The organism is Burkholderia sp. Bp9099 (assembly GCF_003857805.1).
Lineage (GTDB): Bacteria > Pseudomonadota > Gammaproteobacteria > Burkholderiales > Burkholderiaceae > Burkholderia.
Genome location: NZ_QTPU01000007.1, coordinates 212313 through 225869 on the forward strand (window position 1 = coordinate 212313; position 13557 = coordinate 225869).

A 13557-nucleotide genomic window follows, 5' to 3' on the forward strand; every position below is an offset into this window, starting at 1 on the left:
GCTACAATGACGTATTGACTCCAACGTTTCCCCGATTCCATCGATGTCGAACCCGAATCCCGCGGCGCCGCGCGCGCCGATGCTGTCGACCGCCGAGGCGCTCGCCGCGCTGCTCGAAGCCGCGAAGCCGTTGCCCGGCGCCGAAACCGTCGCCACGCTCGACGCGCTCGGCCGCGTGCTGGCGGCCGACGTGAGTTCGCCGCTCGACGTGCCGCCGATGCATACGAGCGCGATGGACGGCTACGCGGTGCGCGTCGCCGACCTGCTGCACGGCGAGCGGCGCCTGCCGGTGTCGCAGCGGATTCCGGCCGGCCATCCGGCCGCGCCGCTCGCGGCGGGCACGGCCGCGCGGATCTTCACCGGCGCGACGGTGCCGCCCGGCGCCGACGCCGTCGTGATGCAGGAACAGACGTCGGCCGACGGCGATGCGGTCGAGATCCTGCACACGCCGAAGGCCGGTGAATGGATCACCGCGCAGGGCGCGGACATCCGCCAGGGTTCGGTGATCCTGCCGTCCGGCACGCGGCTCACGCCGCAGGCGCTCGGGCTGGCCGCGTCGGTCGGCTGCGCGCAGCTGTCGGTCGCGCGGCGGATTCGCGTCGCGGTGTTCTTCACCGGCGACGAACTGACGATGCCGGGCGAGCCGCTGAAGCCCGGCGCGATCTACAACTCGAACCGCTTCACGCTGCGCGGGCTGCTCGAGCGGCTCGGTTGCCACGTGACCGATTACGGGATCGTGCCCGACTCGCTCGCGGCGACCCGCGACACGCTGCGCGAGGCCGCGCGCGATCACGACGTGATCCTGACAAGCGGCGGCGTATCGGTCGGCGACGAGGATCACGTGAAGCCGGCCGTCGAGGCCGAAGGGCGGCTCGCGCTGTGGCAGATCGCGATGAAGCCGGGCAAGCCGCTCGCGTTCGGCGCGGTGCGCCGCGGCGACGCGCGTCCCGACGCCCATTTCATCGGGCTGCCGGGCAACCCCGTGTCGAGCTTCGTCACGTTTCTGCTGTTCGTGCGGCCGTTCCTGCTGCGCCTGTCCGGCGTGCGCGACGTCACGCCGCGCGCGCTGTCGCTGCGCGCGGACTTCTCGCAAGGCAAGGGTGACCGGCGCAACGAATTCCTGCGCGCGCGCGTCAACGCGGCCGGCGGCCTCGACCTGTTCCCGAACCAGAGCTCGGCGGTGCTGACGTCGACGGTCTGGGGCGACGGACTGATCGACAATCCGCCGCAGCACGCGATCAGCGCGGGCGAGACCGTGCGTTTCATTCCGTTTTCCGAACTGCTGTCGTAATACGACGGCTTCCCGACTTATGAAGATTCAGCTGAAATTCTTTGCAAGCGTGCGCGAGGCGCTGGGCGTGTCCGACGAGCAGGCCGACGTGCCGGACGGCGTGACGACCGTCGGCGACGTGCGCGCGTGGCTGCGCCTGCGCGGCGGCGCGTGGGCCGAAACGCTCGCCGAAGGGCGCGCGTTGCGCATGGCATGCAATCACGAGATGACCGATCCCGATACGCGGCTCACCGACGGTTGCGAGGTCGCGTTCTTTCCGCCGGTGACGGGCGGTTGAGCTTTGGATGGGAGCAGAGTAGGTGCTAAAGCGCTAACTCTGGTCGACCGCAAAGCATGGGACCAGAGTAAGCGCTAAAGCGCCAACTCTGGTCGACAGAGGCAGATGATGGCAACGATACGAATCCAGACCGACGACTTCGACCTGAACACCGAAGTCGCGGCACTGCGCGCGCGCAACCCGAAGATCGGCGCGGTCGCATGCTTCGTCGGCACCGTGCGCGACCTGAACGAAGGCGATTCGGTCGCCGCGATGGAACTCGAGCACTATCCGGGGATGACCGAGAAGGCGCTCGAGAAGATCGCCGCCGAGGCCGGCCGGCGCTGGCCCGGGATCGACGTCGCGATCGTGCACCGCGTCGGCCGGCTGCTGCCGCTCGACCAGATCGTGATGGTCGCGACGGTCGCGTCGCATCGCGGCGACGCGTTCGCGTCGTGCGAATTCGTGATGGACTACCTGAAGACCGAGGCGCCGTTCTGGAAGAAGGAAACAACGCCGGACGGCGAGCGCTGGGTCGATGCCCGCAGTACCGACGATGCGGCGCTCGCGCGCTGGGGCGTCGAATCGGGCAACACGCCGCGTTGAGCGCGTCGTGCGGCGATGTGCCGCAGGCGCTCGAGGGTTCGAGCGCTGCGAATCGTCGTATCAGGCGTCCGGATCCGTGCCGCGTCCGATGATCCTCGCCGGAAACGGTTCGCCGCGGGCGCGTGACGGCAGCGCATGCGGATCGTCGCCCGTGTCGCGGCGGCGCGGCGCGATCGCGTCGAGCAGCGCCTGCTGCTCGGGCGGAATCGGGTAATCCCAGCCGAAGCGGCTCAGCTGCAGGCTCTGCGCGATCCGCAGCGCGGGCTCCATGAAGCGGATGGCCGCGGGCGGCGTGTAGCGGCCCTCGACGGTCTTCAGGAACAGCGACAGCCAGCGGCTGAAATGCGCGGGCTCGATCCCGTCGAGCGGCTGGTGCGCCTGCTGCACGTTGCCGCGATAGCTCTTGGTGCCGAGCACGAGGCTCGACCAGAAGCTCACCATCTTCGGCAGATGCTCGTCCCAGCGGCCGTCCAGCTTCGCGTCGAACACGGGGCCCAGCAGCGGATCGGCGCGCACGCGGTCGTAGAACGCGTACACGAGGTCGCGGATGTTGTCTTCGGTCGGTTCGGCGTCGCGCGGGCGGGCCGGGGCGGTATCGGGTGTGGCGGGCAGGGCGGTCATGGCAAAAAAGGGCCGGGAAATTCAGGGCATCGGTGACATGTCGGCGGAACGGCGGCGGGGGCAACGCGCAGGACGCCGACGGAATTTTGACGCAAAATAGCGTCCACCCCTGCCTGAAAAATGCGCAGATTCCATGCATCTTATTGCGCGCAGGCCGTCCCGGCAACCCGGCGTCGTCGGTGGCCTCGACAGCCGCCCCCGCGCGCGTTCCGATCGACCCGCTTCGCCCGAGCGGGGCACGATCGACGATTTTCCGTATCTGCTCATGAGACTCACCGACTACACCGACTACTCGCTGCGCGTCATGTTGTATCTCGCCGTGCGCGGCGAGGGGCTCGCGACGATCCAGGAGATCTCGGACGCCTACGGCATCTCGAAGAACCATCTGATGAAAGTCGTGCAGCAGCTCGGCGAGCTCGGCTGGGTCGACACCGTGCGCGGCCGCAACGGCGGGCTGCGGCTGTTCCCCGAATCGCTGAAGCTGACGGTCGGCCAGGTGGTGCGCGCGACCGAAAACGATTTCGCGCTGGTCGGCTGCTTCGTGGCCGACGGCGACGAGGCGCGCGGCTGCGTGATCGAGCCGCAGTGCCGCCTGAAAGGTGTGCTGGCGGCCGCGCGCGACGCATTCTTCGCCGAGCTCGACCGCCACACGCTCGGCGAGCTGAGCGTGCCCGCGTCGCCGCTCGCCGCGCTGCTGGGCATTCGTCCGATCGCGCGGGTGCGCGCCGAACCGTCCGGGGATGACGCGCCGGCGGCCGCCGAATCGTCGTCGAGGGGCGACTGACACGCCGGCGCCATCCCCGCCGTCCGCGCTGCGGCCCGCCCACAGGCCGGCGGGTCGCCGCCCGGCGATTTTTGCGTTGAATCAACCCGAATTCCGCTTGAAACCCGTATAACCATCCTCATCTTGGTGTTAATCGAAAATTGGAGGTCTCACCAAATGAGAATCGACAAGCTCACCACCAAGTTCCAGGAAGCACTCTCTGACGCGCAAAGCCTCGCGGCAGGCCGCGACAATCAATACATCGAACCCGTTCACGTGCTGGCGGCGCTGGTCGCGCAGCAGGACGGCTCCGCCCGCTCGCTGATGTCGCGCGCGGGCGTTCACGTGCAGGCGCTGCAAGGCGCGCTGAACGAAGCCATTTCGCGCCTGCCGCAAGTGACGGGAACGGGCGGCGACATCCAGATCGGCCGGGAGCTGGCCGGGCTGCTGAACCAGGCCGACAAGGAAGCGCAGAAGCTCAACGACACGTTCATCGCGAGCGAGATGTTCCTGCTCGCCGTGTCCGACGACAAGGGCGAAGCCGGCAAGCTGGCCCGCCAGCACGGCCTCACGCGCAAGGCGCTCGAAGCCGCGATCGCCGCGGTGCGCGGCGGCTCGCAGGTGCACAGCCAGGACGCGGAAAGCCAGCGCGAGGCGCTGAAGAAATACACGGTCGACCTGACCGAGCGCGCCCGCGCGGGCAAGCTCGATCCGGTGATCGGCCGCGACGACGAAATCCGCCGTTCGATCCAGATCCTGCAGCGCCGCACCAAGAACAACCCGGTGCTGATCGGCGAGCCGGGCGTCGGCAAGACCGCGATCGTCGAAGGGCTCGCGCAGCGGATCGTCAACGGCGAAGTGCCGGAGACGCTGAAGGGCAAGCGCGTGCTGTCGCTCGACATGGCCGCGCTGCTCGCCGGCGCGAAGTATCGCGGCGAGTTCGAGGAGCGCCTGAAGGCCGTGCTCAACGACATCGCGAAGGACGAAGGCCAGACGATCGTGTTCATCGACGAGATTCACACGATGGTCGGTGCCGGCAAGGCCGAAGGCGCGATGGACGCGGGCAACATGCTGAAGCCGGCGCTGTCGCGCGGCGAGCTGCACTGCATCGGCGCGACCACGCTCGACGAATACCGCAAGTACATCGAGAAGGATGCCGCGCTCGAGCGCCGCTTCCAGAAGGTGCTCGTCGACGAGCCGAGCGTCGAGGCGACGATCGCGATCCTGCGCGGGCTGCAGGAGAAGTACGAACTGCACCACGGCGTCGACATCACCGACCCGGCGATCGTCGCCGCGGCCGAGCTGTCGCATCGCTACATCACCGATCGTTTCCTGCCGGACAAGGCAATCGACCTGATCGACGAGGCTGCGTCGAAGATCAAGATGGAAATCGATTCGAAGCCCGAAGAGATGGACAAGCTCGATCGCCGGCTGATCCAGCTGAAGATCGAGCGCGAGGCCGTGAAGAAGGAGCAGGACGAAGCGTCGCAGAAGCGCCTGCAGCTGATCGAGGAAGAGATCGAGCGGCTCGGCCGCGAATATGCTGACCTGGAAGAGATCTGGACCGCCGAGAAGGCCGCGGTGCAGGGCAGCGCGCAGCTCAAGGAAGAGATCGAGAAGGTGCGCGCCGACATCGCGCGTCTGCAGCGGGAAGGCAAGCTGGAGAAGGTCGCCGAGCTGCAGTACGGCAAGCTGCCGCAACTCGAGTCGCGACTGAAGCAGGTCACGCAGGCCGAAGAGCAGGAGCAGCACAACCCGACGCGTCCGCGGCTGCTCCGCACGCAGGTCGGCGCCGAAGAAATCGCGGAAGTCGTGTCGCGCGCAACCGGGATTCCGGTGTCGCGGATGATGCAGGGCGAACGCGAGAAGCTGCTGCACATCGAGGAGAAGCTGCACGAGCGCGTGGTCGGCCAGGACGAGGCGATCAGCGCGGTCGCGGATGCGATCCGTCGTTCGCGCGCGGGTCTCGCCGATCCGAACCGTCCGTACGGCTCGTTCCTGTTCCTCGGCCCGACGGGGGTCGGCAAGACCGAGCTGTGCAAGGCGCTGGCGTCGTTCCTGTTCGATTCCGAAGAGCACCTGATCCGCATCGACATGAGCGAGTTCATGGAGAAGCACAGCGTCGCGCGGCTGATCGGCGCGCCGCCGGGCTACGTCGGCTACGAGGAAGGCGGCTACCTGACGGAAGCCGTGCGCCGCAAGCCGTACAGCGTGATCCTGCTCGACGAGATCGAGAAGGCGCATCCGGACGTGTTCAACGTGCTGCTGCAGGTGCTCGACGACGGCCGCATGACCGACGGGCAGGGGCGTACGGTCGACTTCAAGAACACGGTGATCGTGATGACGTCGAACCTCGGCTCGCAGGTGATCCAGGCGATGACGGGTTCGCCGCAGGAAGAGATCAAGGACGCCGTGTGGCTCGAAGTGAAGCAGCACTTCCGTCCGGAGTTCCTGAACCGGATCGACGACGTCGTCGTGTTCCACGCGCTCGATCGCAGCAACATCGAGTCGATCGCGAAGATCCAGCTCGCGCGCCTGCACGACCGGCTCGCGAAGCTCGACATGGCGCTCGACGTGTCGCCGGCGGCGCTCGAGCAGATCGCGAAGGTCGGCTACGATCCGGTGTTCGGCGCGCGGCCGCTGAAGCGCGCGATCCAGCAGGAGATCGAGAACCCGGTCGCGAAGCTGATCCTCGCGGGCCGCTTCGGTCCGAAGGACGTGATCCCGGTCGACGTCAACGACGGCCAGTTCGTGTTCGACCGCGTCGTGCACTGATCGCCGGCAATCGGCCGCGTGTCCGGTTCGCGCCGGGCACGCAAAAACAAACACCCCGCTCAGGCGGGGTGTTTGCATATGGGGCGGCCGAAACCGCCGCCGAGGCCGTCAGCCGGCGCGGCTCAGGCCTGCTTGTTGCCGCCGAACATGCCGGCGAGCTGCGTGAGCGTGCCGAGCACGTTCGACGTGTCGATCTGGCCGCCGGCCGGCACTTCGCCGTTCGGCGTCGCGCTGTTGACGACGTGCGGCAGCACCTGCGCGAGGATCGACGAGGCCTGGCCCGGATCGATGCCGATCTTGCTGGCGAGCGAACCGACGACGTCCGAGCCGAGCACGTTCTGCAGCGTGTCGGGCGAGATCGGCTGGTTTTCGCCGGTGCCGACCCACGAGCCGATCACGTCGCCGGCGCCGCCTTTCTGGAACTTCTCGATCAGGCCGTTCAGCCCGCCCGGCTGGTTGTTGATGAATTCGAGCGCGGTCGCGATCAGCGCGCTTTGCGAGTTGCCGCCGGCCTGGCCGCCGAGCAGACCGCCAACGATATCGAGGAGACCCATGGTTCTTCACCTTTACTGAAAAGGGCGCCGTGACGACGGCGCCCGTTGATCGAATGCCGCGCGCACGCCATCGCGCACGCGGCGCACATCAGGCGCCCGACGCCGCGGCGGCGGAGGCTGCCTTGTCCTTCTTGCTCTTCTTCTTCGAACCCTTCGTCGCCTTCGTGGACGACGCTGCGGCCGGCGCGCTCGCGCCCGCGTCGGCGGAGGCCGCCGCGGCTGCGGCCGCCTTCTCCTTCTTCGAGGCGCGCTTGCCCTTGGCCGGCTTGGTCGCCGCTTCCGGAGCGCTCGCGGCCGGTGCAGGTGCCGCAGCCGTCGTGCCGGCCGTCGCGGTCGTCGACGTCGGAGCGGTGCCTGCCGGCGTCGTGGCCGACGTGGTCGACGAGGTCGTCGCGGCCGGCTTCGACAGCTTCACGCCCTTCGGCGGCGTCGACGAGCCGCCGATCGTCAGGCCGTTTTCCTCCAGATGCCCGACCGACTTCGTGCCGAGACCCTTCACGCGGTTCGCGAGATCGTCCGCGTCCTTGAACGGGCCGTTCTTGGTGCGTTCGTCGATGATCGCCTTCGACTTCACGGGGCCGAGGCCCTTCACCGATTCGAGCGCGGCCTGGTCGGCCGTGTTGACTTCGACGGCCGCGGCGAGGCCGGCGGCAAGCGACAGCGATAGCGCGACGAACAGCATCAGCAGCTTTTTCAGCATGGCAAAGGCTCCCTGGTTCTGACGGATGAATGGCTGTTGCAACGGACGGCGGGGCGAGGCCTGGCCGGGCGTCGCCGTTAAGCATAGGACAAATGCGTGCCCTTTTTGAGACAGGCTGACCGAATCTTGCTGAAGGCTTGCGTCGCTGTAAAGACGGAAAGCCGCGTCGGGTGGCCGTTTTGACCATTCTTTACGGTGTCCGCGGCGGTGATTCCAAATTGTTGTACTTGGCCGTGCGACAACGCTTGACTTAGAGTGAACTCTAACTCCTAACCTTGTTCCTGCCATGTCGAAAACCGTATCCAGATCCTCCACCGCCGGTCCGCTCACGATCGGGCAAGTCGCCGAACTGACCGGCGTGTCGACGCATACGCTGCGGTATTACGAGCAGGCCGGCCTGCTGCGCGCGATTTCGCGCACGGCGGCCGGGCACCGGCTCTACGCGCCGGCCGATCTTGACTGGCTGGGCTTCGTGATGCGCCTGAAGGCGACCGGCATGCCGATCGCGCAGATGCAGCAGTTCGCGGCGCTGCGTGCGCAAGGCGAGTCGACGTTCGGTGCGCGGCGGGACTTGCTGGTCGCGCATCGCGACGCGGTGCGCGCGCATATCGCGGAGTTGCAGGCAAGCCTCGACGCGATCGGCGACAAGATCACGTACTACGAGACGCAGGAACGCGAGACGGAACGACGGGCGAACCCTACTCACTCATTCTCGGAACAGGACGGACACCATGGAACGACTCGTTGAAGATCGCTATGCGCGCGGCTGGAACAAGCTGAAGGAAATCGACGGCGAAGTGGGCGAACGCGTGATCGCGTCGCTTGCGCCGATCGCGCCGGACTTCGGGCGGCTGATCGTCGAATTCGGTTTCGGCGACATCTACAGCCGGCCGCAGCTCGACCTGAAAGCGCGCGAGATCGCGACGATCGCCGCGCTGGCCGCGCTCGGCAACGCGCAGCCGCAACTGAAGGTGCATGTCGAGGCGGCGCTGAACGTCGGCTGCACGCGCGACGAGATCGTCGAGGTGTTCATGCAGATGGCCGTCTACGCGGGTTTTCCGGCCGCCCTCAACGCGTTGTTCGCCGCGCACGAGGTGTTCACGCGGCGCGATGAAGCGGCCGGTCGGGACGCCGGCACGACCGAAGCGGGCGCGCGCGCCGCGTGACGCGACGCGTGCCGGTGCGTCGGATGAACCGGATGCATCAGATGCTTCAGAGGCGGTGCGGCGCGACGATCCGGTGTTTCGCGATCCGCCGGTACAACGTCGCGCGCGAGATGCCGAGCGCCTGCGCGGCAGCGTCCGGCCGCCAGCGATGCGCGGTGAGCGCCGCGACGATGCGGCCGCGTTCGTCGTCCGGCAGCGCGCCGGCCGGGCCCGCGCCGAGCTGCGCGGCGAGATCGGCGGGCAGGTCGCGCCGCGTCACGCGTGCGGCGTCGCACACCGCGCACGCATAGCGCAGCACGTTGCGCAGCTGCCGCACGTTGCCGGGCCACGGATACGCGGCGAGCTGCTCGGCGAGCGTCGCGTCGAGCGTGAGCACATGGCCGGTCGCCTGCGCTTCCTCGGCGAACACCGCGGCGATCACGTCGCGCACGTCCGCGCGCTCGCGCAGCGGCGGCAGTTCGAACGTCGCGCCGCTCAGCCGGTAATACAGATCCTCGCGGAACGTGCCGTCGGCCACCATCCGCGCGAGATCGCGGTGCGTCGCGCAGATCACGTCGAGATCGACGCGCACCGGCGTATCGCTGCCGAGCGGGACGACCTCGCCGTCGGCGAGCACGCGCAGCAGGCGCGTCTGCAGCGTGAGCGGCATGTCGCCGATTTCGTCGAGGAACAGCGTGCCGCCGTCGGCGAGCGCGATCTTGCCGCGCGCGCCGTGCTTGCGCGCACCGGTGAACGCACCGGCCGCATAGCCGAACAGCTCGCTTTCGATCAGCGCCTCGGGCAGCGCGCCGCAGTTGACCGCGACGAACGGCCGTGTGCGTCGCGCACCGGCGTCGTGGATCGCGCGGGCGAACACTTCCTTGCCCGCGCCGGTTTCGCCAAGCACGAGAATCGGCAGCCGCTTGCTCGCGACACGCAGCGCGAGTTCGGCCTGCTGCGCGACCCGCGCGTCGCTGCTGTGCAGGAACGGCGTCAGCGCGCCGACGTGGCGCTGCGCGGTGCCGGGGCGGCGCGATGCCGGGGCGGCTCGTGCCGTGCCGGTTTCGCGGCCGGCGCGCCGTAGCGGCGCGCGCAGCCGTGCGTAGAGCGGGGCGCCCGTCGCGCGCAGCCGCAGCGCGACGATCGCATCGAGCCGCGCGGCGTCGCGCAGCGGCATCTCGGTCGCATCGAAGATCTCGTCGATATGGCGCGGTTCGCGCAGCGCCGGCAGCGCGTCGCGCGCCGTCCGGTTCGCGGCGACGATATTGCCGCATTCGTCGAACGCGATCAGCCATTCGGGTTGCGCCTCGACGTAGTGACGATTCGGATGCCCGAACAATATCCAGTGCTGCGCGGTGCTGTGCACGAAGTAGCCATCCTCGATCAGCGCCGCGCTCTGCCGCACGAGCTGGTACACGAGACGCTGGCTGTCGCGGCCGTCCGGCGACTGGACGGCCGACGCATCGAGCACGCCGATCAGTTCGCCGCCCGGCGCGAAGATCGGGGCCGCGCTGCAGGTGAGCGTGGTGAACGCCGCGCGGAAGTGGTCGGTCTTGTGCACGGTGATCGGCGCGAGATCGGTCAGCACGCTCGCGACGCCGCAGGTGCCTTCCTCGCTTTCCGACCAGCACGAGCCGATGTGCAGCCCCGCATGACGGAAGTCGTTGCGGCGTTCGCGGTCGATCCGGTAATCGATCGTCACGCCGTGCGCGTCGGTCAGCATCACGCAGTAGTCGGCGACGCGAATCATGTCGTGCAGGCGTGTCAGGCACTGGCCCGATGCGCGCAGGAAGGCCTCCTCCTTGTCGCGCACCTCGCGCAGCTCGGCCGCGGTCAGCACGCGCGGGCCGATCGACGACGCCGGGTCGAGCGCGTAGCGCTCGAGCGAGCGCTGCCACGACGACACGAGACGCGCGGAGTCGGCCGGCGCGGGCAGGCGTCCGGCGAGCGCGCCGAGCACACGGTCGGCGTGCTGGGCCTGGGGGACTGCGTAGGGCATGATCGGCTCCGGTTCCGTACGGCGGGGAATTCGATGTTCTTGTAGCACATCCGCTTGCGCGGATCACATTGCATCGCAGCACGCGCGCGGCGTGAGACGGTCGTCTCAGCGGTATCTCAGCCGGTCTCGCGCGGCTGAGACGCGCGGGCAGGCCGCGCGCAACGGTGGGCCGGCGCACGGCGGTGCGCGCCGCGCCGCGAGCCGCGTGGCTTGCCGGCGAAATTGCGGTCCGGATGAAGGCGCCGAAACCGGCGCGCCAGGAGATCGACCGCGTGAGACACACGGGCGGTTTCGCAGGGCGTCGGGCGCTCGCGGCAGCAGATGCCGATGCCTGGCGTACCGGCCGAGCCAGTCCACACGCGGGTTTCGCGGTCATTGCACACACGGTGGCACGCCGCTTGCAGATGTCACGGGCAAGCCGGCGCAATCGCGTCGGCGACGACGATCCGCTGCCCTCGATGACGGCGGACGACACATGCAAGGCCGGCGCGCGAGCGCCGGCCCACTGGATGGAGACAAGCCCGTGACGACGCCCGTGACCGTCGGCGTGATCGCGAACCCCGCATCGGGGCGCGACATTCGCCGCCTGACGACGCATGCATCCGTATTCCCGACGGCGGAAAAGGCCAACATGGTCGTGCGCCTGCTCGCCGGCCTCGGTGCGATGGGCGTCGAGCGCGTGCTGACCTTGCGCGACAAGACGGGCATCGCGACGCTGCTGATGCGTGCGCTCGATACGCATCGCGCGGTCGCGCCGCACGAGCGCTGGCCCGACGTCGAATTCGTCGACCTGCCGATCTCGGACACCGTCGCCGACACGCAGGCCGGTGCCGCCTACATGCGACGGTTGGAAGTCGCGCTGATCGTCGTGCTCGGCGGCGACGGCACGCATCGCGCGGTCGCCGCGCATTGCGGCGCGACGCCGCTCGTCGCGCTGTCCACCGGCACCAACAATGCGTTTCCCGAACATCGCGAAGCGACCGTCGCGGGCGTCGCGGCAGGACTTGCCGCGACCGGCGCCGTGCCGGCGGAGGTCGCGTTCATGCGCAACAAGCGGCTCGTCGTGCGCTGCGCGGCGGGCGCGAACGCGGGGCGCGAGGAGATCGCGCTCGTCGACGTATGCGCGGCCCGCCAGCGCTTCATCGGTGCGCGCGCGATCTCGGGGCCCGACGACATCGACACGCTCTACCTGACGTTTGCGGAGCCGGACGGCATCGGCCTGTCCGCGCTCGGCGGCGCGTGGGCCCCGCTCGAGCGCAGCGCGCCGCACGGGCTCGCGATGCGCTTCGCCGCCGACGGCAAGACCGCCGGCACGCCGCTCGTCGCGCCGATCGCGCCCGGCCGCGTCGATCGTGTCGTGATGCGCAGCTGCGAGCGGCTCGAGCCGAATGCGTGGCAGACGATCCCGTTCGAGCACGGCACGCTCGCGTTCGACGGCGAGCGCGAGATCGAGGTCGCGCGCGGCGAGCGCTACGAGATCGCGCTCGACTGGCGCGGGCCGTTGACGGTCGATGTCGGCCGCACGCTGCGTTACGCGTCGTCGCGGCAGCTGTTGCGCGATGCCGGCGCGTGGCGCTTCTGATCGCGGCTTCGCGACGACATCTCGATCGGATTCCGAACCTTCTACAAGGAGACTTCGCCATGACAGCCCGTTTCGACGAACCGGTCGCCATCGCGCGCATGCGGGCCGCGCGCGTCGACGGGCGCGTCACGTTTCACTGACGGCCGCAGGGCCGCCATGCAATCCGTCGCCGCAGCATTGTCGCGGCGGCATTCGCAGTCAGACCTATCCAGGAGACACACATGACCGTTTCGACACAGCTCAGCAGGGACACGCTGCTGGACGCCTACCGGCTGATGCGCACGATCCGCGAATTCGAGGAGCGCCTGCACGTCGAGTTCGCGACCGGCGAAATCCCCGGCTTCGTTCACCTGTACGCGGGCGAGGAGGCTTCCGCGGTCGGCACGATGCTGCATCTCGGACTTGCGGACTACGTCGCCACCACGCACCGCGGGCACGGCCACTGCATCGCGAAAGGCGTCGACGTGCACGGGATGATGGCCGAGATCTACGGCAAGAAAACGGGCGTCTGCCACGGCAAGGGCGGCTCGATGCACATCGCCGACCTGGCGATGGGGATGCTCGGCGCGAACGGGATCGTCGGCGCGGGCGGCCCGCTCGTGTGCGGCGCGGCGCTCGCGGCCAAGCACAAGAAGACCGGCGGCGTCGGCGTGTGCTTCTTCGGCGACGGCGCGTCGAACCAGGGCGTGATCTTCGAATCGATGAACCTCGCGTCGGTGTGGCGCCTGCCGGCGATCTTCGTGGCGGAGAACAACGGCTATGCGGAAGCGACGTCGTCGAGCTGGTCGGTCGCGACGGACAACATCGCCGACCGCGCGAACGGCTTCGGGATGCCGGGCGTGATCGTCGACGGCTTCGACTTCTTCGCGGTGCACGAGGCGCTCGGCGAGGCCGTCGCGCGCGCGCGCAACGGCGGCGGCCCGACGCTCGTCGAGGTGAAGTTCACGCGCTACTTCGGCCATTTCGAAGGCGATGCGCAGACCTACCGCGCGCCGGGCGAAGTGCAGAAGCTGCGCGACGAGAAGGACTGCCTGAAGCATTTCGAAGCGCGCGTCGTGCGTGCCGAGGTGCTGACGACCGACGATCTGCGCGCGGTCGATGCGCAGGTGAAGGCGCTGATCGACGATGCGGTCGCGCAGGCGAAGGCCGCGCCGCTGCCCGACGCGGCCGACCTGCTGACCGACGTGTACGTGTCGTACCCGTGAGCGCGCTCTGACACAGCTGCCGGCGGCCGGCGCAGCCGGCACGGCGAACCGAATATCCCA

The 13557-nt window shown here is 68.8% G+C and carries 14 protein-coding genes; 10 read left to right on the forward strand and 4 right to left on the reverse strand.

Annotated features, from left to right (window positions below):
* Positions 1-43: 43 nt before the first annotated feature.
* From glp to DIE17_RS10160, 3 genes are all read left to right on the forward strand, one after another.
* Complete coding sequence (gene glp, locus DIE17_RS10150; RefSeq protein ID WP_124520209.1) at positions 44-1291, forward strand: gephyrin-like molybdotransferase Glp; 1248 nt, start codon at positions 44-46, stop codon at positions 1289-1291.
* A gap of 19 nt (positions 1292-1310) precedes the next feature.
* Positions 1311-1568: a molybdopterin converting factor subunit 1 gene (moaD, locus tag DIE17_RS10155; protein WP_006758354.1), complete on the forward strand. Its 258-nt coding sequence runs from the start codon at positions 1311-1313 to the stop codon at positions 1566-1568.
* A gap of 108 nt (positions 1569-1676) precedes the next feature.
* Entirely contained in the window at positions 1677-2153 is a 477-nt protein-coding gene (locus tag DIE17_RS10160; RefSeq protein ID WP_124486280.1) for a molybdenum cofactor biosynthesis protein MoaE, read from the forward strand.
* Between the two features lie 60 nt (positions 2154-2213).
* Here DIE17_RS10160 and DIE17_RS10165 read toward each other — a convergent pair whose 3' ends face one another.
* A complete protein-coding gene (locus tag DIE17_RS10165; protein WP_124520210.1) occupies positions 2214-2774 on the reverse strand; it encodes a group III truncated hemoglobin in 561 nt (186 codons plus the stop codon).
* Between the two features lie 265 nt (positions 2775-3039).
* Here DIE17_RS10165 and DIE17_RS10170 point away from each other — a divergent pair, with 265 nt between their 5' ends.
* Complete coding sequence (locus DIE17_RS10170) at positions 3040-3558, forward strand: Rrf2 family transcriptional regulator (protein ID WP_124486281.1); 519 nt, start codon at positions 3040-3042, stop codon at positions 3556-3558.
* Between the two features lie 156 nt (positions 3559-3714).
* A complete protein-coding gene (gene clpB, locus DIE17_RS10175) occupies positions 3715-6312 on the forward strand; it encodes an ATP-dependent chaperone ClpB (RefSeq protein WP_044847251.1) in 2598 nt (865 codons plus the stop codon).
* A gap of 122 nt (positions 6313-6434) precedes the next feature.
* Here clpB and DIE17_RS10180 read toward each other — a convergent pair whose 3' ends face one another.
* Positions 6435-6866: a YidB family protein gene (locus tag DIE17_RS10180; protein WP_124486282.1), complete on the reverse strand. Its 432-nt coding sequence runs from the start codon at positions 6864-6866 to the stop codon at positions 6435-6437.
* Between the two features lie 88 nt (positions 6867-6954).
* Positions 6955-7566, reverse strand: coding sequence for a helix-hairpin-helix domain-containing protein (locus tag DIE17_RS10185; RefSeq protein WP_124486283.1), 612 nt, complete (start codon positions 7564-7566; stop codon positions 6955-6957).
* A gap of 286 nt (positions 7567-7852) precedes the next feature.
* On the opposite strand from DIE17_RS10185, the gene DIE17_RS10190 reads away from it, so the two are divergent.
* Positions 7853-8314 carry a MerR family transcriptional regulator gene (locus tag DIE17_RS10190; RefSeq protein WP_124520211.1) on the forward strand — a complete coding sequence of 154 codons (462 nt, stop codon included), beginning with the start codon at positions 7853-7855 and terminating at the stop codon, positions 8312-8314.
* Positions 8298-8732: a carboxymuconolactone decarboxylase family protein gene (locus DIE17_RS10195; RefSeq protein WP_124486285.1), complete on the forward strand. Its 435-nt coding sequence runs from the start codon at positions 8298-8300 to the stop codon at positions 8730-8732. Before DIE17_RS10190 ends, DIE17_RS10195 begins: the two co-directional genes overlap by 17 nt.
* Before the next feature lie 46 nt (positions 8733-8778).
* On the opposite strand, the gene DIE17_RS10200 is transcribed toward DIE17_RS10195, so the two are convergent.
* Positions 8779-10710: a sigma-54-dependent Fis family transcriptional regulator gene (locus DIE17_RS10200; RefSeq protein ID WP_124520212.1), complete on the reverse strand. Its 1932-nt coding sequence runs from the start codon at positions 10708-10710 to the stop codon at positions 8779-8781.
* Between the two features lie 523 nt (positions 10711-11233).
* On the opposite strand from DIE17_RS10200, the gene DIE17_RS10205 reads away from it, so the two are divergent.
* The 3 genes from DIE17_RS10205 (at position 11234) to DIE17_RS10210 (ending at position 13497) form a co-directional block, all read left to right on the forward strand.
* A complete protein-coding gene (locus tag DIE17_RS10205) occupies positions 11234-12292 on the forward strand; it encodes an ATP-NAD kinase family protein (RefSeq protein WP_124486287.1) in 1059 nt (352 codons plus the stop codon).
* Complete coding sequence (locus tag DIE17_RS37335; RefSeq protein WP_185500396.1) at positions 12280-12432, forward strand: hypothetical protein; 153 nt, start codon at positions 12280-12282, stop codon at positions 12430-12432. Before DIE17_RS10205 ends, DIE17_RS37335 begins: the two co-directional genes overlap by 13 nt.
* An 81-nt stretch (positions 12433-12513) precedes the next feature.
* Entirely contained in the window at positions 12514-13497 is a 984-nt protein-coding gene (locus DIE17_RS10210) for a thiamine pyrophosphate-dependent dehydrogenase E1 component subunit alpha (RefSeq protein WP_044847260.1), read from the forward strand.
* Positions 13498-13557: the final 60 nt, after the last annotated feature.

Excerpts from the sequence above, each read along its gene's own strand:
- glp (WP_124520209.1), top strand. The coding sequence starts at position 44 with ATGTCGAACCCGAATCCCGCGGCGCCGCGCGCGCCGATGCTGTCGACC.
- moaD (WP_006758354.1), top strand. The coding sequence starts at position 1,311 with ATGAAGATTCAGCTGAAATTCTTTGCAAGCGTGCGCGAGGCGCTGGGC.
- DIE17_RS10160 (WP_124486280.1), top strand. The coding sequence starts at position 1,677 with ATGGCAACGATACGAATCCAGACCGACGACTTCGACCTGAACACCGAA.
- DIE17_RS10165 (WP_124520210.1), bottom strand. The coding sequence starts at position 2,774 with ATGACCGCCCTGCCCGCCACACCCGATACCGCCCCGGCCCGCCCGCGC.
- DIE17_RS10170 (WP_124486281.1), top strand. The coding sequence starts at position 3,040 with ATGAGACTCACCGACTACACCGACTACTCGCTGCGCGTCATGTTGTAT.
- clpB (WP_044847251.1), top strand. The coding sequence starts at position 3,715 with ATGAGAATCGACAAGCTCACCACCAAGTTCCAGGAAGCACTCTCTGAC.
- DIE17_RS10180 (WP_124486282.1), bottom strand. The coding sequence starts at position 6,866 with ATGGGTCTCCTCGATATCGTTGGCGGTCTGCTCGGCGGCCAGGCCGGC.
- DIE17_RS10185 (WP_124486283.1), bottom strand. The coding sequence starts at position 7,566 with ATGCTGAAAAAGCTGCTGATGCTGTTCGTCGCGCTATCGCTGTCGCTT.
- DIE17_RS10190 (WP_124520211.1), top strand. The coding sequence starts at position 7,853 with ATGTCGAAAACCGTATCCAGATCCTCCACCGCCGGTCCGCTCACGATC.
- DIE17_RS10195 (WP_124486285.1), top strand. The coding sequence starts at position 8,298 with ATGGAACGACTCGTTGAAGATCGCTATGCGCGCGGCTGGAACAAGCTG.
- DIE17_RS10200 (WP_124520212.1), bottom strand. The coding sequence starts at position 10,710 with ATGCCCTACGCAGTCCCCCAGGCCCAGCACGCCGACCGTGTGCTCGGC.
- DIE17_RS10210 (WP_044847260.1), top strand. The coding sequence starts at position 12,514 with ATGACCGTTTCGACACAGCTCAGCAGGGACACGCTGCTGGACGCCTAC.